This window comes from Streptomyces zhihengii (assembly GCF_016919245.1).
Taxonomy (GTDB): Bacteria; Actinomycetota; Actinomycetes; order Streptomycetales; family Streptomycetaceae; genus Streptomyces; species Streptomyces zhihengii.
The window spans coordinates 4,452,500-4,476,525 of the sequence record NZ_JAFEJA010000001.1 but is presented as its reverse complement, the minus strand read 5'-3'; the positions used below and the strand labels follow the sequence as shown (position 1 = coordinate 4,476,525).

General features: G+C 73.6%; 19 protein-coding genes. 12 read left to right on the top strand and 7 right to left on the bottom strand.

Annotated elements, in window-relative coordinates; genetic code table 11:
• Positions 1–79: 79 nt before the first annotated feature.
• Positions 80–829 carry an LmeA family phospholipid-binding protein gene (locus JE024_RS18795; protein ID WP_205374694.1) on the bottom strand — a complete coding sequence of 250 codons (750 nt, stop codon included), beginning with the start codon at positions 827–829 and terminating at the stop codon, positions 80–82.
• A gap of 372 nt (positions 830–1,201) precedes the next feature.
• On the opposite strand from JE024_RS18795, the gene JE024_RS18790 reads away from it, so the two are divergent.
• The gene (locus tag JE024_RS18790) at positions 1,202–2,155 is read left to right on the top strand and encodes an IS481 family transposase (RefSeq protein WP_205374337.1); all 954 of its coding nucleotides are present in this window, start codon (positions 1,202–1,204) and stop codon (positions 2,153–2,155) included.
• Here the strand turns inward: JE024_RS18790 and JE024_RS18785 are convergent.
• The 3 genes from JE024_RS18785 to JE024_RS18775 are packed head-to-tail and all read right to left on the bottom strand — an operon-like array spanning position 2,152 to position 4,938.
• A complete protein-coding gene (locus tag JE024_RS18785) occupies positions 2,152–3,783 on the bottom strand; it encodes a hypothetical protein (protein ID WP_205374693.1) in 1,632 nt (543 codons plus the stop codon). The genes JE024_RS18790 and JE024_RS18785 overlap by 4 nt on opposite strands.
• A gap of 10 nt (positions 3,784–3,793) precedes the next feature.
• Positions 3,794–4,048 (bottom strand): MoaD/ThiS family protein, encoded by a 255-nt coding sequence (locus JE024_RS18780; RefSeq protein ID WP_205374692.1) that lies wholly within the window; start codon positions 4,046–4,048, stop codon positions 3,794–3,796.
• Positions 4,049–4,092: 44 nt separating this feature from the next.
• On the bottom strand, positions 4,093–4,938 hold the full coding sequence (locus JE024_RS18775; RefSeq protein WP_205374691.1) for an alpha/beta hydrolase: 846 nt from the start codon (positions 4,936–4,938) through the stop codon (positions 4,093–4,095).
• Positions 4,939–5,237: 299 nt separating this feature from the next.
• Here JE024_RS18775 and JE024_RS18770 point away from each other — a divergent pair, with 299 nt between their 5' ends.
• Both JE024_RS18770 and JE024_RS18765 read left to right on the top strand, forming a co-directional pair.
• On the top strand, positions 5,238–6,017 hold the full coding sequence (locus JE024_RS18770) for a response regulator transcription factor (RefSeq protein ID WP_205374690.1): 780 nt from the start codon (positions 5,238–5,240) through the stop codon (positions 6,015–6,017).
• Positions 6,018–6,040: 23 nt separating this feature from the next.
• A complete protein-coding gene (locus JE024_RS18765) occupies positions 6,041–7,069 on the top strand; it encodes a LacI family DNA-binding transcriptional regulator (RefSeq protein ID WP_205374689.1) in 1,029 nt (342 codons plus the stop codon).
• A 484-nt stretch (positions 7,070–7,553) separates the two neighbouring features.
• Here JE024_RS18765 and JE024_RS18760 read toward each other — a convergent pair whose 3' ends face one another.
• Positions 7,554–8,768 (bottom strand): FG-GAP-like repeat-containing protein, encoded by a 1,215-nt coding sequence (locus JE024_RS18760; RefSeq protein WP_205374688.1) that lies wholly within the window; start codon positions 8,766–8,768, stop codon positions 7,554–7,556.
• Between the two features lie 291 nt (positions 8,769–9,059).
• On the opposite strand from JE024_RS18760, the gene JE024_RS18755 reads away from it, so the two are divergent.
• The 4 genes from JE024_RS18755 to JE024_RS18740 all read left to right on the top strand — a co-directional run bounded on the left by JE024_RS18755 (position 9,060) and on the right by JE024_RS18740 (position 14,152).
• A complete protein-coding gene (locus tag JE024_RS18755; RefSeq protein WP_205374687.1) occupies positions 9,060–10,184 on the top strand; it encodes a S1C family serine protease in 1,125 nt (374 codons plus the stop codon).
• 20 nt (positions 10,185–10,204) lie between these two features.
• Positions 10,205–10,918, top strand: coding sequence for a response regulator transcription factor (locus JE024_RS18750; protein ID WP_205374686.1), 714 nt, complete (start codon positions 10,205–10,207; stop codon positions 10,916–10,918).
• On the top strand, positions 10,915–12,354 hold the full coding sequence (locus JE024_RS18745) for a sensor histidine kinase (protein ID WP_205374685.1): 1,440 nt from the start codon (positions 10,915–10,917) through the stop codon (positions 12,352–12,354). Before JE024_RS18750 ends, JE024_RS18745 begins: the two co-directional genes overlap by 4 nt.
• A 184-nt stretch (positions 12,355–12,538) precedes the next feature.
• Complete coding sequence (locus JE024_RS18740) at positions 12,539–14,152, top strand: ATP-binding cassette domain-containing protein (protein WP_205374684.1); 1,614 nt, start codon at positions 12,539–12,541, stop codon at positions 14,150–14,152.
• A gap of 44 nt (positions 14,153–14,196) precedes the next feature.
• Here JE024_RS18740 and JE024_RS18735 read toward each other — a convergent pair whose 3' ends face one another.
• Together JE024_RS18735 and JE024_RS18730 are read right to left on the bottom strand one after the other, a co-directional pair.
• Positions 14,197–15,069: a phosphatidylinositol-specific phospholipase C gene (locus tag JE024_RS18735; protein ID WP_205374683.1), complete on the bottom strand. Its 873-nt coding sequence runs from the start codon at positions 15,067–15,069 to the stop codon at positions 14,197–14,199.
• 201 nt (positions 15,070–15,270) lie between these two features.
• Complete coding sequence (locus tag JE024_RS18730; RefSeq protein ID WP_205374682.1) at positions 15,271–17,091, bottom strand: bifunctional metallophosphatase/5'-nucleotidase; 1,821 nt, start codon at positions 17,089–17,091, stop codon at positions 15,271–15,273.
• Positions 17,092–17,359: 268 nt separating this feature from the next.
• On the opposite strand from JE024_RS18730, the gene mshD reads away from it, so the two are divergent.
• The 5 genes from mshD (at position 17,360) to pstS (ending at position 23,983) form a co-directional block, all read left to right on the top strand.
• Complete coding sequence (mshD, locus tag JE024_RS18725; protein ID WP_205374681.1) at positions 17,360–18,283, top strand: mycothiol synthase; 924 nt, start codon at positions 17,360–17,362, stop codon at positions 18,281–18,283.
• Between the two features lie 583 nt (positions 18,284–18,866).
• Entirely contained in the window at positions 18,867–21,092 is a 2,226-nt protein-coding gene (locus JE024_RS18720; protein WP_205374680.1) for an RNA degradosome polyphosphate kinase, read from the top strand.
• Complete coding sequence (locus JE024_RS18715) at positions 21,079–22,131, top strand: CHAD domain-containing protein (protein WP_205374679.1); 1,053 nt, start codon at positions 21,079–21,081, stop codon at positions 22,129–22,131. The genes JE024_RS18720 and JE024_RS18715 overlap by 14 nt, the downstream gene beginning before the upstream one ends.
• Positions 22,128–22,601, top strand: coding sequence for an NUDIX hydrolase (locus tag JE024_RS18710; protein WP_205374678.1), 474 nt, complete (start codon positions 22,128–22,130; stop codon positions 22,599–22,601). The genes JE024_RS18715 and JE024_RS18710 overlap by 4 nt, the downstream gene beginning before the upstream one ends.
• A gap of 248 nt (positions 22,602–22,849) precedes the next feature.
• Positions 22,850–23,983 (top strand): phosphate ABC transporter substrate-binding protein PstS, encoded by a 1,134-nt coding sequence (gene pstS / locus JE024_RS18705; protein ID WP_205374677.1) that lies wholly within the window; start codon positions 22,850–22,852, stop codon positions 23,981–23,983.
• Positions 23,984–24,026 lie beyond the last annotated feature (43 nt).

The window sequence follows — 24,026 nt, the reverse complement described above, 5'->3', positions numbered from 1 at the left end:
CTCACCATGCGGCCATGCCCCGTTCGCCGGGCCGGCCGGCGGCCCTCTCGCGGAGCCGCCGGCCGTCCTCGCCGCGGCGTCAGCCGGTCAGCGCGACGTCCTCGCCCGTCCCGGAGAAGCGCAGCCCCGCGTCCGTCACCTCGACCTCGTCGAGGGTGATGCTGGACGGCAGACCGTCGATCTTCAGGTCGTAGTCGACCGCCTTGCGCAGCCGGTCGTCGAAGCCCGGCACGGGCAGCTTCGGCAGCGTCTCGGCCTTCATGCGGACGATGGTGCCCTCCTGGAGGGTCACCGTGCTGTACGTCGAGACCTGCCGGTCGCCGAGCAGCGCCTTCACCGTGGCCGGCACCTCGATGCCGGCGCCCTCCAGCACCTCGGCCAGCGGTCCCGTCAGCTTCACCTGGCCCTTGGCGGCCCGCTCGGCGCCCGCGTAGGCGACGGTGGCGCCCTTGGGCGCGGCGGCGGTCAGGTCCGCGTACGAGATGCGGGCCGAGCCGTCGGCGCGGCCCGCGGTCGCGGAGGAGAAGCTGCTGTCGATCCGCACGTCCCGCAGGTCCGCCCGGACCTCGGTGACGTTGACGTCGCGGCCGCCCGCGGTGGCGGTGATACCGCCGATGCTGACGTCCACCTCGTCGAGCTCCTTGCCGATCACCTGGGTGAGGAAGGGGAACCCGTGGATGGAGACCTCGGGCGTCGAGTCCAGCCCCTGGCTGCTCCGGATCTTGTCGGCCGCCTCCGACTCGGCGAAGTTGACCGCCAGGCGGTCGGCGGCGACGAAGAGACCGCCCAGGATCACGCCGATGATCAGAAGTATCCGCAGTGCACGCATTGCTCGGTGTCCCCCACCCTTTTCCGTGGCCCCCGGTCGCCCACGGGCGAGAATCAGTCCGGACGACGCCATCTGCTCAATGATCGACGCCCGGGAACCTGTGTTGGTTCCTGGGCCCCTTCCCGCCGTGTGCCGCCCGGATGCCTCCCGGATGCCTCCCCGCGGCGGGCGCCGTCCCTCCCGCACCCGCCACCGGACGGCCCGGCGCCCGCTCCCGGACGCCCGGACCAGCCCGCTCCCGGACGCCCTAGATGTTCTGTCCAGGGAGGTTGTGGACGGGTGATGCAGGTCTCGGCTGAGGCGGGTTGAACGGGTGAGGGCCTTCCGGGTTCGGTGTGGATTGCGACGTCTGCACCGACCAGAAAGGCCCTCGTGCCCCACCGTAATGCACCCCTGACCGAGACCGGACGCCTTCGCCTGGCCCGCTGCGTGGTCGAGGACGGCTGGCCTCTTCGCCGGGCCGCGGAACGCTTCCAGGTCTCACCGACCACCGCCCAGCGGTGGGCCGAGCGCTACCGGACGCTCGGCGACGCCGGCATGACCGACCGTTCGTCCCGCCCCCGCCACAGCCCGCGCCGGACACCGACCCGCACCGAACGCCGGATCATCAAAGTCCGCCTCCTTCGCCGCTGGGGACCGGCCCGCATCGCCCACCTGCTGGACCTCGTGCCCTCGACCGTGCACCGGGTCCTGACCCGGTTCGGGCTGGCCCGGCTGACTCATCTGGACCGCGCCACCGGCCGCGTCATACGCCGCTACGAACGCGAACGGCCCGGCGAACTCGTCCACGTGGACATCAAGAAGCTCGGCAACATCCCCGACGGCGGCGGCCACAAGGTCCTCGGCCGCCAGGCCGGCCGCAGAACCCGCAAGAACGCCGGCTACAGCTACCTCCACACCGCCGTCGACGACCACTCCCGCCTCGCCTACAGCGAGATCCACCCCGACGAGCGCAAAGAGACCGCGACCGCCTTCTGGACACGAGCCGAGAAGTTCTTCGCCGGTGCAGGGATCACCGTCGAACGTGTCCTGACGGACAACGGCTCCTGCTATCGCTCCCGTGACTGGCGCGACGCACTCGCGGCGGCCGGGATCACCCACAAGCGAACCCGGCCCTACCGACCCCAGACCAACGGCAAAGTCGAACGCTTCAACCGCACCCTGCTGGACGAGTGGGCCTACGCCCGCCCCTACCGGTCAGAGCAGGCACGACGCGACGCGTTCCCGGACTGGCTGCACTTCTACAATCACCACCGCGGACACACCGCACTCGCAGGCAACCCACCCGCCAGCCGCGTCCCCAACCTCACAGGGCAATACACCTAGACCAGCGCGCGCCCGACGAGGTAGAGGGCGGGCACGGCGGCCGTCAGGGGCAGCGCCACACCCGCCGTCATGTGCACGAATCGGGACGGGTAGTCGTAGCTGGCCACCCGCAGACCGATCAGCGCGCAGCCGGCTGCGGCAAGCCCGAGCAGCGCGCCCTTCGCCCCGAGGTCGGTGAGACCGCCCGCGGCGATGCCCGCGCCCGCGCCGGCGGCGAGCGCCACCACGACGGACACGGCGCCCGGCAGCGGCAGCGCACGGGCGACGGTGGCCGCGGCGACCGCGACACCGCCGACGACGACCGCGTCCGGGGCGGCGGCGAGATGGCCCGCGGCGAGGATCGCGAGGGCCGCCGAGACGACGGTGGCCATCAGACCCTGGAGCCGTTCGTCGGCACCCGCGTGGCTGCGGAGCTGGAGGACGAGGGTGAGGAGCACCCACACGCCGAGCGCGCCGATGATCGCGGCCGGGCCGTGTCCCTCGCCCGCCGCGAGCAGCGCCGCGTCGGCGGCGAGCCCGCCGGCGAAGGCGAGCACGATGCCCTGACGCGCGGGCCACATCCCGTTGAGCCGGAACCAGCCCGCCGCCGTCACCGCCTGGAGCAGCACCAGGGGCACCAGCAGGGCGTACGGGCCGACGGCCGCGCCGCCGGCCAGCAGCAGACCGAGCACGGCGGTGAGCCCGGCGGGCTGGATGCCCGGCGGGATGATCGGCGACCGTCCCTCGGCCCGGGCACGCTGCGCGTCGGTGATCCGGCTGTTGCCTGACGTGGTGGGGGTGCCGTAGCCGTCGGTGTCCGCGGGAGCGGGAGCGGCGGGCGCCGCCGCCCCGGTCTCCGGCGGCAGCGCCCCGGCCGGGGCCGCGGGGGCCGCCATGGGGGCGGCGGTGGGCGTGAGGGCCGGCTGGTACTGCGTGTCCCAGGTCTCGCCCTGCCAGGTCTGCGCTCCCGGCTCCTGCCGGACCGCCGCGTCCCGGTAGGGCTGCGGGTACGCGGCGTCGGGCGCGTAGGAGCCCGCGGCGGGGGTGCCGCCGGGTGCGTGGGCGCCCGCGCCCTGCTGGGCGTGCTGCCCGGCGCCGGGCGCGTAGGCGCCGGGGCCGTGCTGCGCGTGCGGGTCCGTGGCCGGGGCGCCCTGGCCCGGGTAGCCGCCTGCGGCGGGGGCACCGGCGCCGGACGCGTGGGCGCCGGGGCCGTGCTGTGCGTACGGGTCGGCGGCCGGGGCGCCGGGTGCGTAGGCGCCCGCGCCGTGCTGTGCGTACGGATCCGCGGACTGCTGCCCGTGCTGCGCGTACGGATCCGCGGACTGCTGCCCGTGCTGCGCGTACGGGTCGACGGACTGCTGCGCGTACGGGTCCGCGGGCTGCTGGCCGTACGGGGCGGCCGACGGGGCGTACGGGTCGGCGGGCGGAGCCGGGTAGGGAGTGGCGCCCGTGGGCGGCCAGGTGTCCGGCCGGGAGGCGTGGGCGTCGGCGGGGTACGGCTGCCCGTGGCCGTCCGGGCCCGCGTCCGGCGCGGGCTGCGGGTACGGCGACGCCTGGGCGCCCCGGCCGTACCGGTCCGGTGTCCCGTAGGGCTCCTGCGGCTCGTACCCGCCCCCGGAGTGGTGCGGATACTGCTGATCGCTGCTCATGCTGTGGGGTTCACCCTCCTGCGAACGGCGGGAGCACCTCGACCGTGCCGCCCTCGGCCAGCGTCACGGTCTCATGTCCGCGGGTGCCCACGGGGTCACCGTCGACCAGGAACGAACACCTCAGGAGCACTCGGGTCAGCTCTCCCGGGTGGCGTTCGCGCACCGCGTCGAGCGCCTCGGCCAGCGTCGCGGCCGCGTACGGCTCCTCCGCCGTCCCCGCCGCGGCCTTCGCCGCGGCCCAGTAGCGGATGGTCACCGCTGCCATGCCGGCACTCCTCTCGTTCGTGTCGCGCCGGCCTCCATGATGGGTCATCGCGTCAGCAGCCATGCGGCGAGCCGGGCCAGCAGCGCGTCGTCGGCGGCGTTCTCCGCGTGGCCCATGCCGGGCTCCAGCCACAGCTCGGCACCGCCGTCCGCCGCGGCGGCCAGCATCCGCGGATGGTCGAGCGGGAAGTACGGATCGCGGTCGCCGTGGACGATCAGCAGCGGCGTGGGGGCGATCAGCGGGACGGACTCGACGGGCGACAGCGGCACCGGGTCCCAGTCCTCGGTGTGGATCCTGGTCCGGAAGCCGAAGCGGCCCACCAGCCGGCCCGCGGGGCGGGTCACCACCCAGTGCAGCCGGCGCATCGGGGCGGTGCCGCGGTAGTACCACCGGGCGGGCGCGCTCACGGCGGCCACGGCGTCCGAATGCGCTCCCGCGCGCCCCGTGCGCCCCTCGTGCTCCGGTGCGCCCGCCGCCGTATACGTCGCGGCATGGCGCAGGACCACGGAGCCGCCCATGGAGAAGCCGACCGTCACCACCCGGGCGTAGCCGAGCGACCGCGCCCACGCCACGGCCGCGGCCAGATCGAGCACCTCCCGGTCGCCCACGGTGGACCGTCCGCCCGAACGGCCGTGCCCGCGGAAGGAGAAGGTCACGACACCCGCGCGCCGGGCGAAGACGCGTGCCGCGCGGCGGACCGCGGGCCGGTCGACGGAGCCGGTGAAACCGTGTGCCACGACCACCGCGGTCGTCGCGGGACCGCCCGCGCACGGGTCGTGGACGGCCTCGATCGGGACCCCGTCGGCGGTGAGCAATGTTGCGCGCCGGGGGCCGGAAGAGATCCTGGACACGTCCACAGTGTGAAATCGGCCCTCTTCGCCAGAACTCATGTGGGCTATTCTGCTGGGCAGAGGATCCGGGCGATGCAGCCACCGGGTCCTTTTGCGTTTTCCCGCCGTTGTTACGGCGAGGTGAACACAAACTCACAGCGGCTCTCCGGCGCGAGAGAGCCACTGTGCGAGGCAGTTCGAAGCAGTTTCGAAGCAGTGACGAAGAAGCAGTGCCGCAGGCGTCCTCGCAGGGACCGAGGAGGAACCGACGTCATGGACGAGCGAACCGAGCACCGACCCGACCACCGAAGCCGATCCCCACACGACGACCGCAGGGCGACCCGGGCAGGTGGGACGCGATGAGCTCGTTGCTGCTCCTCACCAACGCCCTCCAGCCCTCGACGGAGGTGCTGCCGGCCCTCGGGCTGCTGCTGCACAACGTCCGGGTGGCGCCCGCCGAGGGCCCGGCCCTCGTGGACACCCCGGGCGCCGACGTGATCCTCGTCGACGGCCGCCGCGACCTCCCGCAGGTGCGGTCGCTGTGCCAGCTCCTGCGCTCCACGGGGCCCGGCTGTCCGCTGATCCTCGTGGTCACCGAGGGCGGTCTGGCCGCCGTCACCGCCGACTGGGGCATCGACGACGTCCTGCTCGACACCGCGGGCCCGGCGGAGGTCGAGGCGCGGCTGCGGCTGGCCATGGGCCGCCAGCAGATCACCTCCGACGACTCCCCCATGGAGATCCGCAACGGCGATCTCTCCGTGGACGAGGCGACGTACAGCGCCAAGCTCAAGGGCCGGGTCCTGGACCTGACCTTCAAGGAGTTCGAACTCCTGAAGTACCTCGCCCAGCACCCCGGCCGGGTCTTCACCCGCGCGCAGCTCCTCCAGGAGGTCTGGGGCTACGACTACTTCGGCGGCACCCGCACGGTCGACGTCCACGTACGGCGGCTGCGCGCCAAACTCGGCCCCGAGCACGAGTCGCTCATCGGCACCGTGCGCAACGTCGGCTACCGCTTCGTCGCCCCGGAGAAGGTCGAGCGGGCCGCCGAGGAGGCCAAGGCGAAGGCCGCGGCGGAGGTCACCCGGACGGAGGAAGCGCCTGTGATCGAGGAAGCAGCCGTACGGCCTGCCCAGAGGTAGGTCACCCCGCGTAGACTTCGCGCGTGGCCAAGGTGACGCGGGACGACGTTGCGCGACTGGCGGGTACTTCGACCGCCGTCGTCAGCTACGTCATCAACAACGGACCCCGGCCGGTCGCCCCGGCCACGCGCGAGCGGGTACTCGCCGCGATCAAGGAGCTGGGCTACCGGCCCGACCGGGTCGCCCAGGCCATGGCCTCGCGGCGGACCGACCTCATAGGCATGATCGTGCCCGACGCACGGCAGCCGTTCTTCGCGGAAATGGCGCATGCCGTCGAACAGGCGGCCGCCGAGCGCGGGAAAATGGTGCTCGTCGGGAATTCCGACTACCGCGACGAGCGTGAGGTCCACTATCTGCGGGCCTTTCTCGGAATGCGGGTGTCCGGTCTGATCCTGGTCAGCCAGGGTCCGAGCGAGCGCGCGGCGGCCGAGATCGAGGCGTGGGACGCGCGGGTCGTGCTGCTGCACGAGCGCCCCGAGGCGATCGACGACGTCGCCGTCGTCACCGACGACGTCGGCGGCGCCCAGCTCGCCACCCGGCACCTGCTGGAGCACGGCCACGAGTACGTCGCCTGTCTGGGCGGCGTGGAGAACACCCCGGAGGTCGGCGACCCCGTCGCGGACCACGTCGAGGGCTGGCGCCGCGCCATGCAGGAATCCGGGCGCTCCACGGAGGGGCGCCTTTTCCAGGCGCCGTACAACCGCTACGACGCGTACCAGGTCGCCCTGAAGCTGCTCGCCGGGCCGGACCGGCCGCCGGCGATCTTCTGCTCCACCGACGACCAGGCCTTCGGCGTGCTGCGCGCCGCGCGCGAGCTGCGCATCGAGGTCCCGTCCGAGCTCGCGGTCGCTGGCTTCGACGACGTGAAGGAAGCGGCGCTGACGGACCCGCCGCTGACCACGATCTCCTCGGACCGCCCGGCGATGGCACGGGCGGCGGTGGATCTCGTCCTCGACGACGGCCTGCGGGTGGCGGGGTCACGCCGCGAGCGGGTCAAGCAGTTCCCGTCCGGCCTGGTGATCAGGCGCTCCTGCGGGTGCGGCGGGGCGTAGGCGCGCGGGGCGCGCCGTGATGACGGGGCCCCGGCCGCCTCGGCCTCGGACCGGGCTGGGATGCCCGGGTAGCTTCAGCCCCGCCGGCGATTGAGGCGCGGGGTCCGGGGCAGAGCCCCGGCGAACCGGGCTCCGCATCCCGGGCGACCGCGCCCCCGGTGGTCGCAGCACGGCCTGCGGCCGTGTCCTCGAACGCCGGACGGGCTGGGATGCCCGGGCGACCGTGACCCCGCACGTCGGCGGGGCTGGGATGCCCGGGTAGCTCCAGCCCCGCCGGCGATTGAGGCGCGGGGTCCGGGGCAGAGCCCCGGCGAACCGGGCTCCGCATCCCCGGCACCCGCGCCCCCGGTGGTCGCAGCACGGCCTGCGGCCGTGTCCTCAAACGCCGGACGGGCTGGGATGCCCGGGCGACCGTGACCCCGCACGTCGGCGGGGCTGGGGGCACCCGGGTGACCCGGGCAACCCCAGCCGCGCCGGACGGGGGTCACCAGGCGCCGTTCAGGCCCCACCAGTCCCCGTCGAGTTCCTCGGAGGCACGGAACGGCGGGGTGCCGCTCGTGCCCCGGTAGCCGAGCAGCCAGCCGGGGTGGCCGCCCAGGTGGCGCTCGTTGGTGACGGTCAGCACGTCGTTCTGGGTGCCGCCGTTGTACGAGCCGACGGCCACGAAGTTCTCCATGACCTGCCAGCCGCCGCCGACCAGGGTGCGGGTGCCGAAGGCGCCGCGGCCGTTGCCCGGGTAGAGCCAGAGCTTGCCGGAGGTGTCGCGGGCGAGCAGGTCGGGACGCCTGTCCCCGTTGAGGTCACCCGGACCGAGGAGCGCGTTCATCACCTGCCAGCCGCCGCCGACGAGCTTGCGGGTGCCGAAGGCGCGGCCGTTGCCCGGGTACATCCACAGCTTGCCCGCGGAGTCGCGGGCGAGCAGGTCGCCCTTGCCGTCGCCGGTCAGGTCGCCGGCTGCCGCGATCTGGCGCATGACGCCCCAGCCGCCGCCGACCAGCTTGCGGGTGCCGAAGCCGCCGCGGCCGGTGCCGGGGTAGAGCCAGAGCTGACCGGCCTTGTCGCGGGCGAGCAGGTCCTCGTGGCCGTCGCCGGTGAGGTCTCCGTGGCGGGTCATGGCGGTCATGGAGTTCCAGCCGCTGCCGACGAGCCGGCCGGTGTTGTCGCCGGGCAGCCGCCACAGCCGTCCGGCCATGTCGCGCACGAGGACGTCGGGGACCAGGTCGTGGTTGAGGTCGCCGAAGCCGGCCGGTGCCGCCGCCGGGTCGACCCACCAGCGCGGGTAGGCGTTCAGCCAGCACTCACGGTCCGTCTTCACGAACCGGATGGAGCTGATCCTGCGGTCCATGAAGGGCGTGAAGCCGTACTCGCCCGAGGAGGCGTTCGGGCTCTCGCGCAGGAAGTCGGCGCCCTCGGCGGAGAGGTCGTAGTTCGGCTCGCTGTAGGCGCAGGCGTAGTTCCCGGCGCGGTTCACGAGCGAGCGGATCCGGTTGTCCCAGGCGCCCAGGGTCGCCAGGTCCTTGTTCGTCTTGAACATCTCGCCGTCACCCGAGGTGCCGGTGAAGCCGCAGAAGTACCCCTTCGGGCAGCGCTCCGCGCCGCTCGCGGCCTGCGCGGTCTGGGCGGGCAGCGTGGCCGTCAGCAGGCCGGCCGTCACGAGCCCCGTCAGCGCGGTGAGAGCCCGTCTGATCCCCTTGTGCAATGCGGTGTCCTTATTCATGACGCCCCGAGGGCGTGTGGGTGCACACCGAGGAGACCGCCGAAGGCCCGCAAGGGTTGTGCCGCCGCGGGCGGTTCCCGTACGGGAACCGCCCGCGGGAGTCGTGCCGCCGTCGACGGTTCCCGGTACGGGACGGGATCGCCCGCACGCTGTGCAACGGGCCGCCCGCGCACCGTGGCCGCCGGGCGTCCTTATATCGGGCATACAGGCTTCTGCCGGGCTTCTCAGCACCGTCTCAGACCGCTCTCATCTGCCGCGGCGAGAGTCGTTGCCATGAGCGACCACTACCGCCGCGACGGCCACGCAGAGCCCGGATTCCCGCAGCAGGAGCCCGGATTCCCGCAGCAGCCGTACGACGCGCCCGCGACCGCACCCCTCACCCAGGCGGACGGCGGCTACCCGCCGCCCCCGCCGTACCGGCCCGCCGGCACGGTCACCGTGTGGCCCGGCGGCGGCGGTCCCGGCTTCGAGCCGCCCGCCCCGCACCCGGCGCCCGCCGCGCCCGCGCCGGAGCCGGCGGCCCCCCGCTCCCGGCGCCGGGCCAAGGGACCGGTCGGGCTGATCGCGGCCGTCGCGATCGCCGCGGCGGCCGTCGGCGGCGGGGCCTCCGCCCTCGTCGGCCATCTGGTCGGCGACGAGCCGGCCCGCGGCACCGGGAGCGTCAGCGGGACGACCGTGTCCCAGAGCAGCAAGGGCACCGTGGCGGGCGTCGCCCAGGCCGTGTCGCCGAGCATCGTGGAGATCAGCGCGTCGTCGAGCGCCGGGCAGTCCACCGGCTCCGGCGTGATCATCACCGCGGACGGCGAGATCGTCACCAACAACCATGTGATCTCCGGCGCCGACACCGTCGAGGTGCGGCTCAGCGACGGCACGAAGTACACCGCGGACGTCGTCGGCAAGGACCCCGACAAGGACCTCGCCCTGATCAAGCTGCGGGACGCCTCCGGGCTGAAGGCCGCCGCCCTCGGCGACTCCGGCGCCGTCGGCGTGGGCGACCAGGTCGTCGCCATCGGCTCCCCCGAAGGACTCACCGGCACCGTCACCAGCGGCATCGTCTCCGCCCTCGACCGTGACGTGACCGTCGCCAAGGACGAGGAGCCCCAGCAGGACCCGCGCCAGAACTGGCCGTTCGAGTTCGGTGGTCAGCAGTTCAACGGGGACACCGGCGACTCCAAGACGACCTACAAGGCGATCCAGACCGACGCCTCCCTCAACCCGGGCAACTCCGGCGGCGCGCTGATCAACATGAACGGCGAGATCATCGGCATCAACTCGGCCATGTACTCGCCCAGTTCCGCGAGCGGATCCACCGCGGGCAGCGTCGGCCTCGGCTTCGCCATCCCGATCGACACCGTCAAGGCGGACCTGGACACCCTCCGCTCCGGCGGGGACGCCTGATCGCGTGCGAGGCTGGGCCCATGACTGAAGGCGAGCGCATCCTCATCGTCGACGACGAGCCCGCCGTGCGCGAGGCGCTCCGGCGCTCCCTCGCGTTCGAGGGGTACGGCACCGAGGTCGCCGTCGACGGTCTCGACGCGCTGGCCCGGGCCGAGGCGTACGGCCCCGAGCTGATCGTGCTCGACGTCCAGATGCCGAGGATGGACGGGCTGACCGCCGCCCGGCGGCTGCGGGCGGCGGGCTCGCGGGTGCCGATCCTGATGCTCACGGCGCGCGACACGGTCGGCGACCGGGTCACCGGACTGGACGCGGGCGCCGACGACTACCTGGTCAAGCCCTTCGAGCTGGACGAGCTCTTCGCCCGCATCCGGGCCCTGCTGCGGCGCAGCTCCTACACCGCCGCGGTGGCGGCGGCCGACGACGAGGACGTGCTGGCCTTCGCCGATCTGCGGATGAACCTGTCCACCCGCGAAGTCACCCGCGGCAGCCGCCGGGTGGAGCTGACCCGCACCGAGTTCACGCTGCTGGAGCTGTTCCTGGCGCACCCGCGCCAGGTGCTCACCCGCGAGCAGATCCTCAAGTCCGTCTGGGGCTTCGACTTCGAGCCCAGCTCCAACTCCCTGGACGTGTACGTGATGTACCTGCGGCGCAAGACGGAGGCCGGCGGCGAGCCGCGCCTCGTGCAGACCGTGCGCGGCGTCGGCTACGCCCTGCGGCCGGGCGGCACCGAGTGATCGGACGGCTGCGCGCGCTGCCGCTGCGCTCCCGCCTCGCCCTGCTGGTGGCCACGGCGGTGGCGGTGGCCGTGGCCGTGGTCTCGACGGTCTGCTGGGTGGTGGTGCGCGGCAAGCTGTACGACGAGGTGGACGCCAAGCTGCGCAGCACCCGGCAGAGCATCGACCTGCGCGCCGTGGACGTGGCGGCGACCCTGCGGGCCTGCCCGCCGTCCGCCACCTCCCAGGACGAGTTCGGGCGCCCCAAGGACTACTACTTCCAGCTCGTGCGCGCCTCCGGCGACGAGCCCTGTGTGTTCGCCGCCGTCTCCGCCGGGACCGTGCGGGTGACGGACGGCGACCGCGAGGTGGCCGGCCGGGCGGACCCGAGGCTGGAGACCTTCCGCGACGGCACGGACACCGACGGCCGCTCCGTGCGGGTGCTGACCGTCGCGGCCGCCGCGGACGGGGCGGTCTTCCGGGACACCGCGCTGATGATCGGCGTGCCCCTGCGGGAGACCGAACGCACCCTGAACGACCTGGCCCTGCTGCTGCTCCTGGTCTCCGGCATCGGCGTGCTCGGGGCGGGCGCCACCGGTCTGTGGGTGGCGCGCACCGGGCTGGCGCCGGTCGACCGGCTGACGGGCGCGGTGGAGCACGTGGCGCGCACCGAGGACCTGAGCGTGCGCATCCCGGCCGAGGGCGACGACGAGATCGCCCGGCTGTCGCGCTCGTTCAACGCGATGACCGCCGCGCTGGCCTCCTCGCGCGATCTCCAGCAGCAGCTCATCGCGGACGCCGGGCACGAGCTGCGCACCCCGCTCACCTCCCTGCGCACCAACATCGAACTGCTCGCGAGGAGCGAGGAGACCGGCCGGGCGATCCCGCCGGACGACCGCAGGGCCCTGCTGGCGTCGGTCAAGGCGCAGATGACCGAACTGGCCGCGCTCATCGGCGATCTCCAGGAGCTCTCCCGGCCCGACGGATCGGCGCACGGCCGTACGGTGCAGGTGGTGGGGCTGCACGAGATCCTCCAGGGCGCGCTGGAGCGGGCCAGGCTGCGCGGCCCCGAGCTGACGTTCACCGCCGACATCGGCCCCTGGTACGTCCGGGGCGAGCAGGCGGCGCTGGAGCGGGCCCTGGTCAACGTGCTGGACAACGCGGTGAAGTTCTCGCCGCCCGGCGGGCACGTCGAGGTGGAGCTGCGCGACGGCACCCTGTCGGTGCGCGACCACGGGCCGGGGATCGGGACCGAGGAACTGCCCCATGTCTTCGAGCGGTTCTGGCGGTCGCCGTCGGCGCGTTCGCTGCCCGGCTCAGGGCTCGGGCTGTCGATCGTGGCCCGGACCGTCCAGCAGGCGGGCGGCGAGGTCTCGCTCGCCCGTGCGGAGGGCGGCGGCACCCGGGCGGTGATCCGCCTCCCGGGCGCGCCCACCCCGCCCCCCGCGACGCCCTGACACCGCCGCCGCCACCGTCCCCCGGCGCCCTGACACCGGCGCCCCGGCCCGCGCGGCACCCCCGACAGCGGCACTTCTGCCCCCGCGAGACGAAACGTCTTGCGGGGGCAGAAGGCTTGCGCTATATTTCAACAAGACGGAACGTCTCGTCTCTCCATCTGTCCCCGACGGAAGAAGCCGCCCCTTGTTCCCAGCCGCCACCGCCACCACCGCCCGCTCCCAGCTCAGCCTCACCGGCGTCGGCAAGCGCTACGACGACCGGATCGTGCTCGACCAGGTCACCTTCGCCCTGCGTCCCGGCGAGAAGGCCGGTGTGATCGGCGACAACGGCTCCGGCAAGTCCACGCTGCTGCGCCTGCTCGCCGGAGTCGAGCAGCCGGACTCCGGCACCGTCACCGTCGTCGCCCCCGGCGGCACGGGACACCTCCCCCAGACCCTCGAACTGCCGGCATCGGCCCGCGTCGGCGACGCGATCGACCTCGCGCTGGCGCAGCTGCGCCGGCTGGAGGGCCGTATCCGCGCCGCCGAGGCGGCGCTGCACCGGACCGGCGAGGCCGGGGCCGACGCGTACGCGCGGCTGCTGGCTGCGTACGAGGTGCGCGGCGGGCCCGGCGCCGACCGCCGGGTCGCCCGCACCCTGCACCGGCTCGGCGACCGCGCCCCGCTCGACCGCGACCGCGCGCTCGGCACCCTCTCCGGGGGCCGCCGGGCCCGGCTGGCGCTCGCCGCGACCCTCGCGGCCGCGCCCGAGCTGCTGCTGCTCGACGAGCCGACCAACGACCTCGACGACGAGGCGGTCGCCTGGCTGGAGGAGCACCTGCGGGCCCACCCGGGCACCGTCGTCGCCGTCACCCACGACCGCGCCTTCCTCGACCGGGTGACCACCACCGTGCTGGAGGTCGACCCCGAAGCGCGCACCGTCCGCCGCCACGGCAACGGCTACCAGGGGTTCCTCACCGCCAGGGCCGCGGACCGGGCGCGCCGGCAGCGGGAGTACGAGGAGTGGCGCGCGGAGGTCGAACGGCAGTCCCGGCTCGCCGAGACCGGCATCGGACGCCTGGCGGCGGTCCCGCGCAAGGGACCGCGCGGCTTCAGCGGGGCCGGCGCCTTCCGCGCCCGGTCACGGGCGCACGGCGCGATGGGCCGGGTCCGCAGCGCCCGCGAACGGCTGGAGCGCCTCACCGTCCGGCCGGTGCGCCCGCCGGCGGAGCCGCTGCGCTTCACCGCCTCCGTCGAGGGGGCGGCGGACGGTCCGGTGCTGCTCTCCGGCGTGCGGGTGCCCGGCCGGCTGAGCCTGGACGCGCTGGAGATCCCGGCCGGCGGCCGGCTGCTGGTCACCGGGCCCAACGGCGCCGGGAAGACGACCCTGCTGGCGGTGCTGGCGGGTGAACTCGCCCCCGCGTCGGGCGCCGTCACCCGCCCCCACCGGGTGGGCCTGCTGCGCCAGGGCGCCGACCCGGTGGCGCACGGCCGCTCGGCGGCGGAGCTGCACGGCGAGGAGGCGGCGGCCCGGATCGCGGCCACCGGCCTGCTGGCGGAGGCGGATCTGGTGCGGCCGGTGCGGGCGCTCTCCGCCGGTCAGCGGCGCAGGCTGGAGCTCGCCCTGCTGCTGGACCGCCCCCTGGACCTGCTGCTGCTCGACGAGCCCACCAACCACCTCTCCCCCGGGCTGGTCGAGGAGCTGGAGGCGGCACTGGCCGGTTACGCGGGCACCCTGGTCGTCGTCACCCACGACCGTCTGCTGCGGTCCCGCTTCGGCGGACCGCGGCTCGCCCTGCCGGGCCCCGTGTCCGGGTGACCGGCAGGGCCCGGGGCGCGGCGCCCCGGGCCCGGCCGCCGGCGTCAGCCGTTGTGGCGGATGAGGGACTCGACGAGCCCGGCGCGGGTGTTGGGATAGTCCATGGGGACGATCCCCAGACCCCGCCAGCCGCCCGCCTCCGCGCCGTCGAGGAAGGCGTGGACGCGCGGGTTGAGGTTGTCCGAGTTCCAGCGCGGCGGCAGATAGGCGGAGGTGGACACGTAGTTGACGTAGAGCTTGCCGGGCTGCTGCGCGGCCTTGCGGAAGTGCGCCTGGATCTTGGAGAACTTGGGGTCGGGCAGCGCGTTCCAGTCGTCCTGGATGTCGAAGTGGGCGCCGTCGGCGTAACGGACGCCGGGCAGACCGCCGTTGTCCCCGAGCAGCACCACCCGGCCGCGGGCCCCGCCCAGGGCCGGGATGCCGTCGCCGATGCGGAACAGCGGGCGCCAGCCGCGGTTGTCCAGGTAGTCGTCGAAGACGGCCCGGAAGGTGGCGTCGCTCTCGCCGGAGTACTCCTGCTTGACCCGCATCAGCACCGTCTCGGAGGGCTGTGCGGCGAGGAAGTCCCGGCAGGCGACGAGCACGTCGCCGAACATCATGTTCTGGTAGGACGGCCCGTGGTGGATCGCGAACGAGCCGCCGGTGACCCGGCAGCGGACGTCGAGGAAGCGGATCCCGCTCTCCAACTGCTGGGCGATGGTGGTGTTCTGGCACTCCGACCACGGCCCGCCGAAGCGGGCGCCGGAGTCGTGGGTGCCGGGAATGGTCAGTCGTTGCAGGGGCGTCGAGTCGGCGGCACCGGCCATCCAGTCCCTGGTCGACAGGGTGCGGCGGGGTGCGGCGGCGGCGTGGGGGGTGCCGATGAGGGCGGCGGCCGGGACGGCGGCCAAGCCCGCGAGGAATCTCCGTCGGTCCATGGCGCGGAGTATGACGCGTCCGCGTCAACCACACCAGACACGGCACCGGGCACGGCACCGGACGGGACACCGGCTTCGGACGCTGCACGGCTCAGGACCCCGCACCGGGCTTCGGACGCTGCACGGCACCGGCCCCCGCACCGGGGGACGCGCGAGGGGCGGCGGGCACCCGGCCCGCCGCCCCCGGCACAGCTCCCGCGACTACCGGATCACGGTGATCCGGTCCGTGGCCGGCGGCGCGATCGGCGCCGTGGCCGAGGAGTTCGCCGCCAGGTAGGCGTTGAAGACGTCCAGGTCGGAGGCGCCCACCAGCTTGTTGGTGTGCTCCTTCAGCACCGCGAAGCCGTCACCGCCGCCCGCGAGGAACTCGTTCATCGCGACGCGGTAGGTCTTCGCCGGGTCGATCGCCGCCCCGTTCAGCTTCACCGAGTCCACGACGATCCGGGCGGCGCCCGTCTTCGTCAGGTCCAGGGTGTAGGTGAGGCCCTTCGACACCTGGAGGATCTTCGGGGACGCCTCGTTGGAGCCGCTCACCTGCTGCTGGAGCGTGGTGAGGAGCTGGGCGCCGGTGAGGTCCACGACGTTCATCATGTTGGTGAACGGCTGGACGGTGAACGCCTCGCCGTAGGTCACCACACCGTCGCCCTCGCCGCCCGACGCCTTGAAGACCAGGTCGGAGCGGATGCCGCCCGGGTTCATCAGCGCCAGTTGCGCGCCGCCCTTGTCGGCCGGGGCGAGCCCGGCGAGCTGCGCGTCCGCGATCAGGTTGCCCAGCGGCTTCTCGGGCTCGGTGGAGCCGCGGCCCGCGATGTCGGCCGAGATCCAGCCCTGCGGACGGCTCGCGATCGGCGCGGCCAGCTTGTTCCAGCGCGCGATCAGGTCCGTCATGTCCTGCGCCTTGGGCTGGTCGCGACGGACGATGTGGTTCGCCGAGGTGACCGACGTGCGCACGATGTCGTGGGTGCGCTTGTCGTACGTCAGCGTGGTGTCCGTGTACAGCTTCCCGAACGACGAGGCCGACGTGACCATGCGGGGCTTGCCCGACGGGTCCGGGATCGTGCACACGTACGCCTGGTGGGTGTGGCCGGTCACCAGCGCGTCGACCTTGGGCGTGATGCCCTTGGCGATCTCCGCGATCGGGCCCGAGATGCCGTCGCCCGGGCCGGGCGAGTCGCAGTCGTAGTTGTACGCCGTGGAGGCCGGCGAACCGCCCTCGTGGATCAGCGCCACGATCGACTTCACGCCCTTGCGGTCCAGCTCACGGGCGTACCGGTTGATGGTGTCGACCTCGTCGTGGAACTTCAGGCCCTTGATGCCGTTGGCGCTGACGATGTCCGGCGTGCCCTCCAGCGTGACGCCGATGAAGCCGATCTTGACGCCGTTCTTCCGCCAGACCGTGTACGGCTTGAGGATCGGCTTGCCGGTCTTCTCCTTGGTGACGTTGGCCGCCAGGTAGGGGAAGTCCGCGCCCTCGAACTCCTTGCCCTCCTCGAAGCAGCCCTCCACCGGGTGGCAGCCGCCGTTCTGGAGCCGCGCCAGTTCCACGGCGCCCTCGTCGAACTCGTGGTTGCCCACGCCCGCGACGTCGAGGTTCAGCTTGTTGAGCGCCTCGACGGTGGGCTCGTCGTGGAACAGGCCCGAGAGCAGCGGGCTCGCGCCGACCAGGTCGCCGGCCGCGGCGGTGACGGAGTACGGGTTCCCGCCGCGCGCGGTGCGCAGCGAGGTCGCCAGGTACTCCACACCGCCGGCCGGGACCGAGGTCACCGTGCCGTCCGGCTGAATCTCGGAGACGTTGCCGGACGAGCCGGCCGGCGGCTCCAGGTTGCCGTGCAGGTCGTTGAAGGAAAGAAGCTGCACGTCGACGGTGCGCGGCTTGCCGTGGTGACCGCCGTGCCGGTCACCGGACGCGGCGCCGGCCGGCATCGCGGCGACGAGCGCGCCGACGGTGGCGAGGCCCGCGGCGGCGGCGAGCACACGCCGGGTGCGCCGGGTCGCGGGGGTGTTCTGGGATCTCGCTGACATCTGTCCCCTTGTCAGTTACAGCGTGGGGTGGTGGGACGCGGGGCCGTGCGGCGACAGCCCGCAGGGCCGCAGCCTAGGGTCAACGCGCGTAGCGCGACAGGGGGACGCGGGTTACGACCTGGTTGCCATCGGCCGCGATCGTGCGTCATCACCCGGAACCGGCAGAGAGCGGCACACACCCGCGCGTACCGCCCGCGCGTACCCGCCGCACCGGCCGCCGCGCCACGCACCGTGCCGCCCCGGCCCCCGCCCGCCGTACCGTGGACCCATGACGATCGACGCAGTGATTCCGGAGCCCGGCCGGCAGATCCACTCCCTCGACGAACTGAGCGCCGAACAGGCCGACGCGGTCTCCGCCATGCTGGCCGAGGCCGCCCGGTCCGACGGGATGCAGGCCGTCTCCGAGCAGGGCCGGCTGCAACTGCGCGGCGCGCGCCGGGAGGGCGTACGGCACTTCCTGCTCACCGTGGAGGGCCTGCTCGTCGGCTACGCCCAACTGGAGGACACCGACCCGGTCGAGGCCCCCGCCGCCGAGCTCGTCGTCCACCCCTCCCACCGCGGCCGCGGCCACGGGCGGGCGCTCGGCACCACGCTGCTGGACGCCTCGGGCAAGCGCCTGCGGATGTGGGCGCACGGGGGCAAGCCCGCCGCCCGCCACATGGCGCAGGTCCTCGGCCTGACCCTGTTCCGCGAACTGCGCCAGCTCCGCCGCCCCTTGGGCCCCGACTCGGTGGCCCCGCAGGACTACCCGCCCGGGGTCACCGTCCGCACCTTCGTGCCCGGCCAGGACGACGCCGAGTGGCTCGCGGTGAACGCCGCGGCCTTCGCCCACCACCCCGAACAGGGCTCGCTGACCCAGCGCGACCTCGACGACCGCATGGCCGAGCCCTGGTTCGACCCCCAGGGCTTCTTCCTGGCGGTGCGGGACGGCGCGATCATCGGCTTCCACTGGACGAAGGTGCACGCCGAGGAACAACTGGGCGAGGTCTACGTCGTGGGCATCCGCCCGGACGCCCAGGGCGGCGGCCTCGGCAAGGCCCTCACCGCCACCGGTCTGCGCCACCTGGCCGCCCAGGGCCTCCCCACCGCAATGCTGTACGTCGACGCCGACAACCCGGCGGCCCTGCGCGTCTACGGCCAACTCGGCTTCGTCACCCACGAGGTCGACCTGATGTACCGCACCGAGTCCTAGCCGGACCTCCGGGGCCTCCGGGCCCCGAGCCCGCGGATCCGGCTCCGGGCCCCTGGTTCCGGCCTCCGGGCCCCGAGCCCGCGGTCCCGGCCTCCGGGCCCCGAGCCCGCGGTCCCGGCTTCCGCCCCCCGGTTCCGGCTTCCGGGGCCTCGGCCTCCGGCCTCCGGTCCACGCCTCCGGTTCCGGCCTCGGTCCAAGCCTCCGGTTCCGGCCTCGGTCCAAGCCTCCGGTTCCGGCCTCGGTCCAAGCCTCCGGTTCCGGCCTCGGTCCAAGCCTCCGGTTCCGGCCTCGGTCCAAGCCTCCGGTTCCGGCGCCCGGCGAGGGCGGCCCCCTCGCCGGGCGCCGGGACGGCGGGCGTGCGATCATCGGCGGCGCCGCCGCGCCCCCGGAGCGCCGCGCGGCGACCCCCCGGGGCCCCGTTCCGCTTTCCCGCACGTCATGTCGTCGTTACCGGGCATTCAGACACCCTTGCGACCCTCTCCCAATGCAGCCCGCCGTGCCCGCCTCCCCGAACGGGAGAAAAGCCCTCGATCCGGCCCTCTCCGACGCGCCGGTGAGCCTCTCGGCGCGGAAGAATGGGTCCATGAGCCAGCAGCCCGCCGAGGTCCCGGTCCAGCACCCCCAGCCGTCCGTCGCGTCCATCGCCGCGCACCGGCCGCACACCGTCGCCGCCACCGTCTCCGATCTCGAACCCGACCTCGACGCGGACGCCGACGCCTACGAGGAGGACAACGTCCTCGGCGCCGAGCTCCCGCAGGGCCGCTTCCTCGACCGGGAGCGCAGCTGGCTCGCCTTCAACGAGCGCGTCCTGGAGCTCGCCGAGGACCCGACCACGCCGCTGCTGGAGCGGGCCAACTTCCTCGCGATCTTCGCGTCCAACCTGGACGAGTTCTTCATGGTCCGGGTGGCCGGCCTCAAGCGCCGCATCGCGACGGGTGTCGCCACCCGCTCCGCGTCCGGGCTCCAGCCGCGCGAGGTGCTCGACCTCATCTGGACCCGTTCGCGTGAACTGATGGCCCGGCACGCCGCCTGCTACCAGCAGGACGTCGCCCCCGCCCTCGCGGACGAGGGCATCCACCTCATCCGCTGGCCGGAGCTCACCGAGAAGGAGCAGGCCCGCCTCTTCACCCTGTTCCGGCAGCAGATCTTCCCCGTCCTCACCCCGCTGGCCGTCGACCCCGCGCACCCCTTCCCGTACATCTCCGGCCTCTCCCTGAACCTGGCCGTCGTCGTGCGCAACCCGGTCAGCGGCCACCGCCACTTCGCCCGGGTCAAGGTGCCCCCGCTGCTCTCCCGCTTCCTGGAGGCCGGCCCGCAGCGGTACGTGCCGCTGGAGGACGTCATAGCGGCCCACCTGGAGGAGCTCTTCCCCGGCATGGAGGTGCTGGCGCACCACGCCTTCCGGGTGACCCGCAACGAGGACCTGGAGGTCGAGGAGGACGACACCGAGAACCTGCTCCAGGCCCTGGAGAAGGAGCTCATGCGGCGCCGCTTCGGCCCGCCGGTGCGGCTGGAGGTCGAGGAGTCCATCGACCCGTACGTGCTCGACCTGCTGGTCCGCGAGCTGAAGATCTCCGACGCCGAGGTCTACCCGCTGCCCGGGCCGCTCGACCTCACCGGCCTCTTCGGCATCTCGGCGCTCGACCGGCAGGAGCTGAAGTACCCGAAGTTCGTCGCCGGCACCCACCGCGACCTGGCCGAGGTGGAGTCGGCGTCCGCGCCCGACATCTTCATGGCGCTGCGTGAGCGGGACGTGCTGCTGCACCACCCGTACGACTCGTTCTCCACCTCCGTCCAGGCGTTCCTGGAGCAGGCCGCGGCCGACCCGGACGTCCTCGCCATCAAGCAGACGCTGTACCGCACCTCCGGCGACTCCCCCATCGTCGACGCCCTGATCGACGCCGCCGAGTCCGGCAAGCAGGTCCTGGTGCTCGTCGAGATCAAGGCCCGCTTCGACGAGCAGGCGAACATCAAGTGGGCACGGAAGCTGGAGGAGGCCGGCTGCCACGTCGTCTACGGCCTGGTCGGGCTGAAGACGCACTGCAAGCTGTCGCTCGTCGTCCGCCAGGAGGGCGAGACGCTGCGCCGCTACTCCCACGTCGGCACCGGCAACTACCACCCGAAGACCGCCCGGCTCTACGAGGACCTGGGCCTGCTGACCGCCGACCCGCAGGTCGGGGCGGACCTCTCCGACCTGTTCAACCGGCTCTCCGGCTACTCGCGCCGGGAGACCTACCGCCGGCTGCTCGTCGCCCCGAAGTCGCTGCGCGACGGTCTGGTCTCGCGAATAAACAAGGAGATCACCCACCACCGGGCCGGACGTCTCGCGTACGTCCGGATCAAGGTGAACTCGATGGTCGACGAGGCCGTCATCGACGCCTGCTACCGGGCGGCGATGGCCGGTGTCCCGGTCGACATCTGGGTGCGCGGCATCTGCGCGATCCGCCCCGGTGTCGCGGGCCTCTCGGAGAACATCCGCGTCCGCTCGGTGCTCGGCCGCTTCCTGGAGCACTCCCGCGTCTTCGCCTTCGGCAACGGCGGCGAACCGGAGGTGTGGTTCGGCAGCGCCGACATGATGCACCGCAACCTCGATCGCCGTATCGAGGCACTGGTACGGGTCACCGACCCGGCCCACCGCGCGGCCCTGACCCGGTTCCTGGAGACCGGCATGTCCGACACCACGTCGTCCTGGCACCTCGGCCCGGACGGCTCCTGGACCCGGCACGCCACGGACTCCGACGGGCAGCCGCTGCGGAACGTCCAGGAGATGCTCATAGACGCCCGGAGGCGCCGGCGTGCACAGCCCTGAACTTTCCCGCCACGACACCGCCACGGCGGGCGACACCCTCGCCCGCCATCTGCACACGCAGGCGGGCGCGTTCCTGCGCAGCCTGCGCCTGCACAGCGAGAGCGGCGCGGACACGGCGGGCGCGGCGGAGGCGGCCCGTGCGCTGCGGTCCTCGGCGCGGCGGATCAGCGGGAGCCTTTCCACCTTCCGCCCGCTGCTCGACCCGGACTGGGCGGACACCCTGCGCGGGGAGCTGGGCTGGCTCTCCGCGACCCTCGCCCTCGAACACTCCTGCACCTCCCGGATGGTCCGGCTGCTGGACGCCCTGTCCCGCCTCTCGGGCACCTCGGCCGTGCCGCGGGCCCGGGTCGAACCGGCCCCGCCCGGCGAGGAGCCCGCGCCGGGCGGCGGCACCGCCGCCCGGCGCGGCGGGGCGCTCACCGTGGGAGCGGCGCGCGCCGGAGCGCTGCTGGAGCGCCGGCTGACACTCGCCCGGACCAGGGCGCACTCCGCCGCGCTCGGCGCCCTCGGCTCCTCGCGCTTCCACGCGGTCGCGGACTCCGTCGCCTTACTGGCCTCGGAACTCCCGCTCGCCCCCGCAGCGGCCGGCCCCGCCGACGAGGTGCTGGGCATGCTGGCGGACGTCACGGAGCGCCGCCTGCTGGACGCGGTGGCCGAGCTCCCGCTGGGCCGCGCCGCCCACCCGTACAACGCCGAGGCCCTGGTCAACGGCCTCGCCGCCGACCCGGCCGCCGAGCAGCAGGACGCGCCCTGGCACGAGGTCCGGCGGCTGCTGCGGCTGCACCGCTACGCACGGGAGGCGGTGCGCCCCGGCGACGACCCGGTCCTGTGCCACGCCGGGCTGGTGCTCGACCACCACCGGGAGGCCGCCGAGGCGTCCGAGGCCGCCGCGTCGGCCGCCCGCACCCCGCGGATCGCCCCGGCCACCGCGTACGCCCTCGGGGTGCTCCACGCGGACCAGCGGCACGAGGTGGAGGCGGCCCGGTTCGCCTTCCAGCAGGAGTGGCGGCACGCCACGGCGGCGGTGCCCGCGCCATGACCGGCCCCGGCACCCCCCACGACGACCGGCACGACGACTCCGGCTACGGCCCCGTCGGACCGGACACCGTGCTGGCCGCCGGATGCGTGCTCTGGCGCCGCGCCCCGCACGGGCACGACCGGATCGAGATCTGCCTCGTCCACCGGCCGAAGTACGACGACTGGTCGCACCCCAAGGGCAAGCTCAAGCGCGGCGAGGACGCCCTCGCGGCGGCCCTGCGCGAGGTCCTGGAGGAGACCGGCCACCGCTGCCTCCCCGGCGCCCGGCTCCCCTCCGTCCGCTACACGGCGAACGGCCGGCCCAAGCACGTCAGCTACTGGGCCGCGGAGACCCGCTCCGGCTCCTTCGCCGCCAGCGCCGAGGTCGACGCCATCGCCTGGCTCCCGCCCGCCGCGGCCCGCGCCCGGCTCACCCAGCCCCGGGACCGCGTCCTGCTCGACGCCCTCCTGGACTCCCTGCACACGGCCTGACCGCCACCCCGCCGGCCCGGCGCGTACGGGTGACGACGGCCTGCCGACGCGCCGTGACGCCCGTCCGGCGCAATCCTGGGGAAGAAGCACCGGGCCGCCCGCCACGGTTCACCTCGCGTTCACTCTCCCCCGTCGGCCACTTCACCTGATCTGCCTAATTTCGGCCTTACACGGTGACCGGCACGGAGCCGGTCCCCCCACCCCGACGCACGCCGCACCGCAGCGGCAACTGGAAGGAACACCCGAAAGTGAAGCTTCAGCGCAAGAACGGGCTTCGGGCCGCCGCGCTCGGTGCCCTCGCCGTTTCCGGCGCCCTGGTCCTCACGGCGTGCGGTTCGGACGACAACACCGGTGGCACCACGGGCAACGGCGAGACGACCAGCGCTGCCTCCAACATCACGTGCGAAGGCGCCAAGGGCAAGCTCCTCGCCTCCGGCTCCAGCGCGCAGAAGAACGCGATGGACCTCTGGGTCAAGAACTACATGGCCGCCTGCACGGGCGTCGAGGTCAACTACAAGTCCTCGTCCTCCGGCGAGGGCATCGTGGCCTTCAACCAGGGCACCGTCGGCTTCGCCGGCTCCGACTCGGCGCTCAAGCCCGAGGAGGTCGAGGAGTCGAAGAAGATCTGCCAGGGCGGCCAGGGCATCAACCTGCCGATGGTCGGCGGTCCGATCGCCATCGGCTACAACGTCCCCGGCGTCGACAAGCTGAGCCTGGACGCGGCCACCATCGCGAAGATCTTCGACGGCAAGATCAAGAACTGGAACGACCCGGCCATCGCCGCGCTCAACAAGGACGCGCAGCTCCCGGACAAGGCCATCCAGGCCTTCCACCGCTCCGAGGACTCCGGCACCACGCAGAACCTCGGCAAGTACCTGGGCGCCACCGCGAAGGCCGACTGGCCCTACGAGGCCGAGAAGAAGTGGCCCGCCCCCGGCGGCCAGGCCGCGTCCGGCTCCTCCGGTGTCGCCGCCCAGGTCAAGCAGAACGAGGGCGCCATCGGCTACTTCGAGCTCTCCTACGCCACCTCGCAGTCCATCCCGACCGTGAGCATCGCGACCGGTGCCGCCGCCCCGGTGGACGCCACCTCGGAGAACGCCTCCAAGGCCATCGCCGCCGCCAAGATCAAGGGCACCGGCAAGGACCTGGCGCTCGAGCTCGACTACGCCACCAAGGCCGAGGGCGCCTACCCGATGGTCCTGGTCACCTACGAGGTCGTCTGCGACACCGGCAACAAGGCCGACACGCTCGACACCGTCAAGTCCTTCCTGACCTACACCTCCAGCGACGAGGGCCAGAAGGTCCTCTCCGAGGCCGGCTACGCCCCGATCCCGGCCGAGATCAACGCCAAGGTCCGCGAGACCGTCGCGGGTCTGAAGTAACACAGCAGGCCGGCGGGGACGCTCCGTCCCCGCCGGCCCGCCA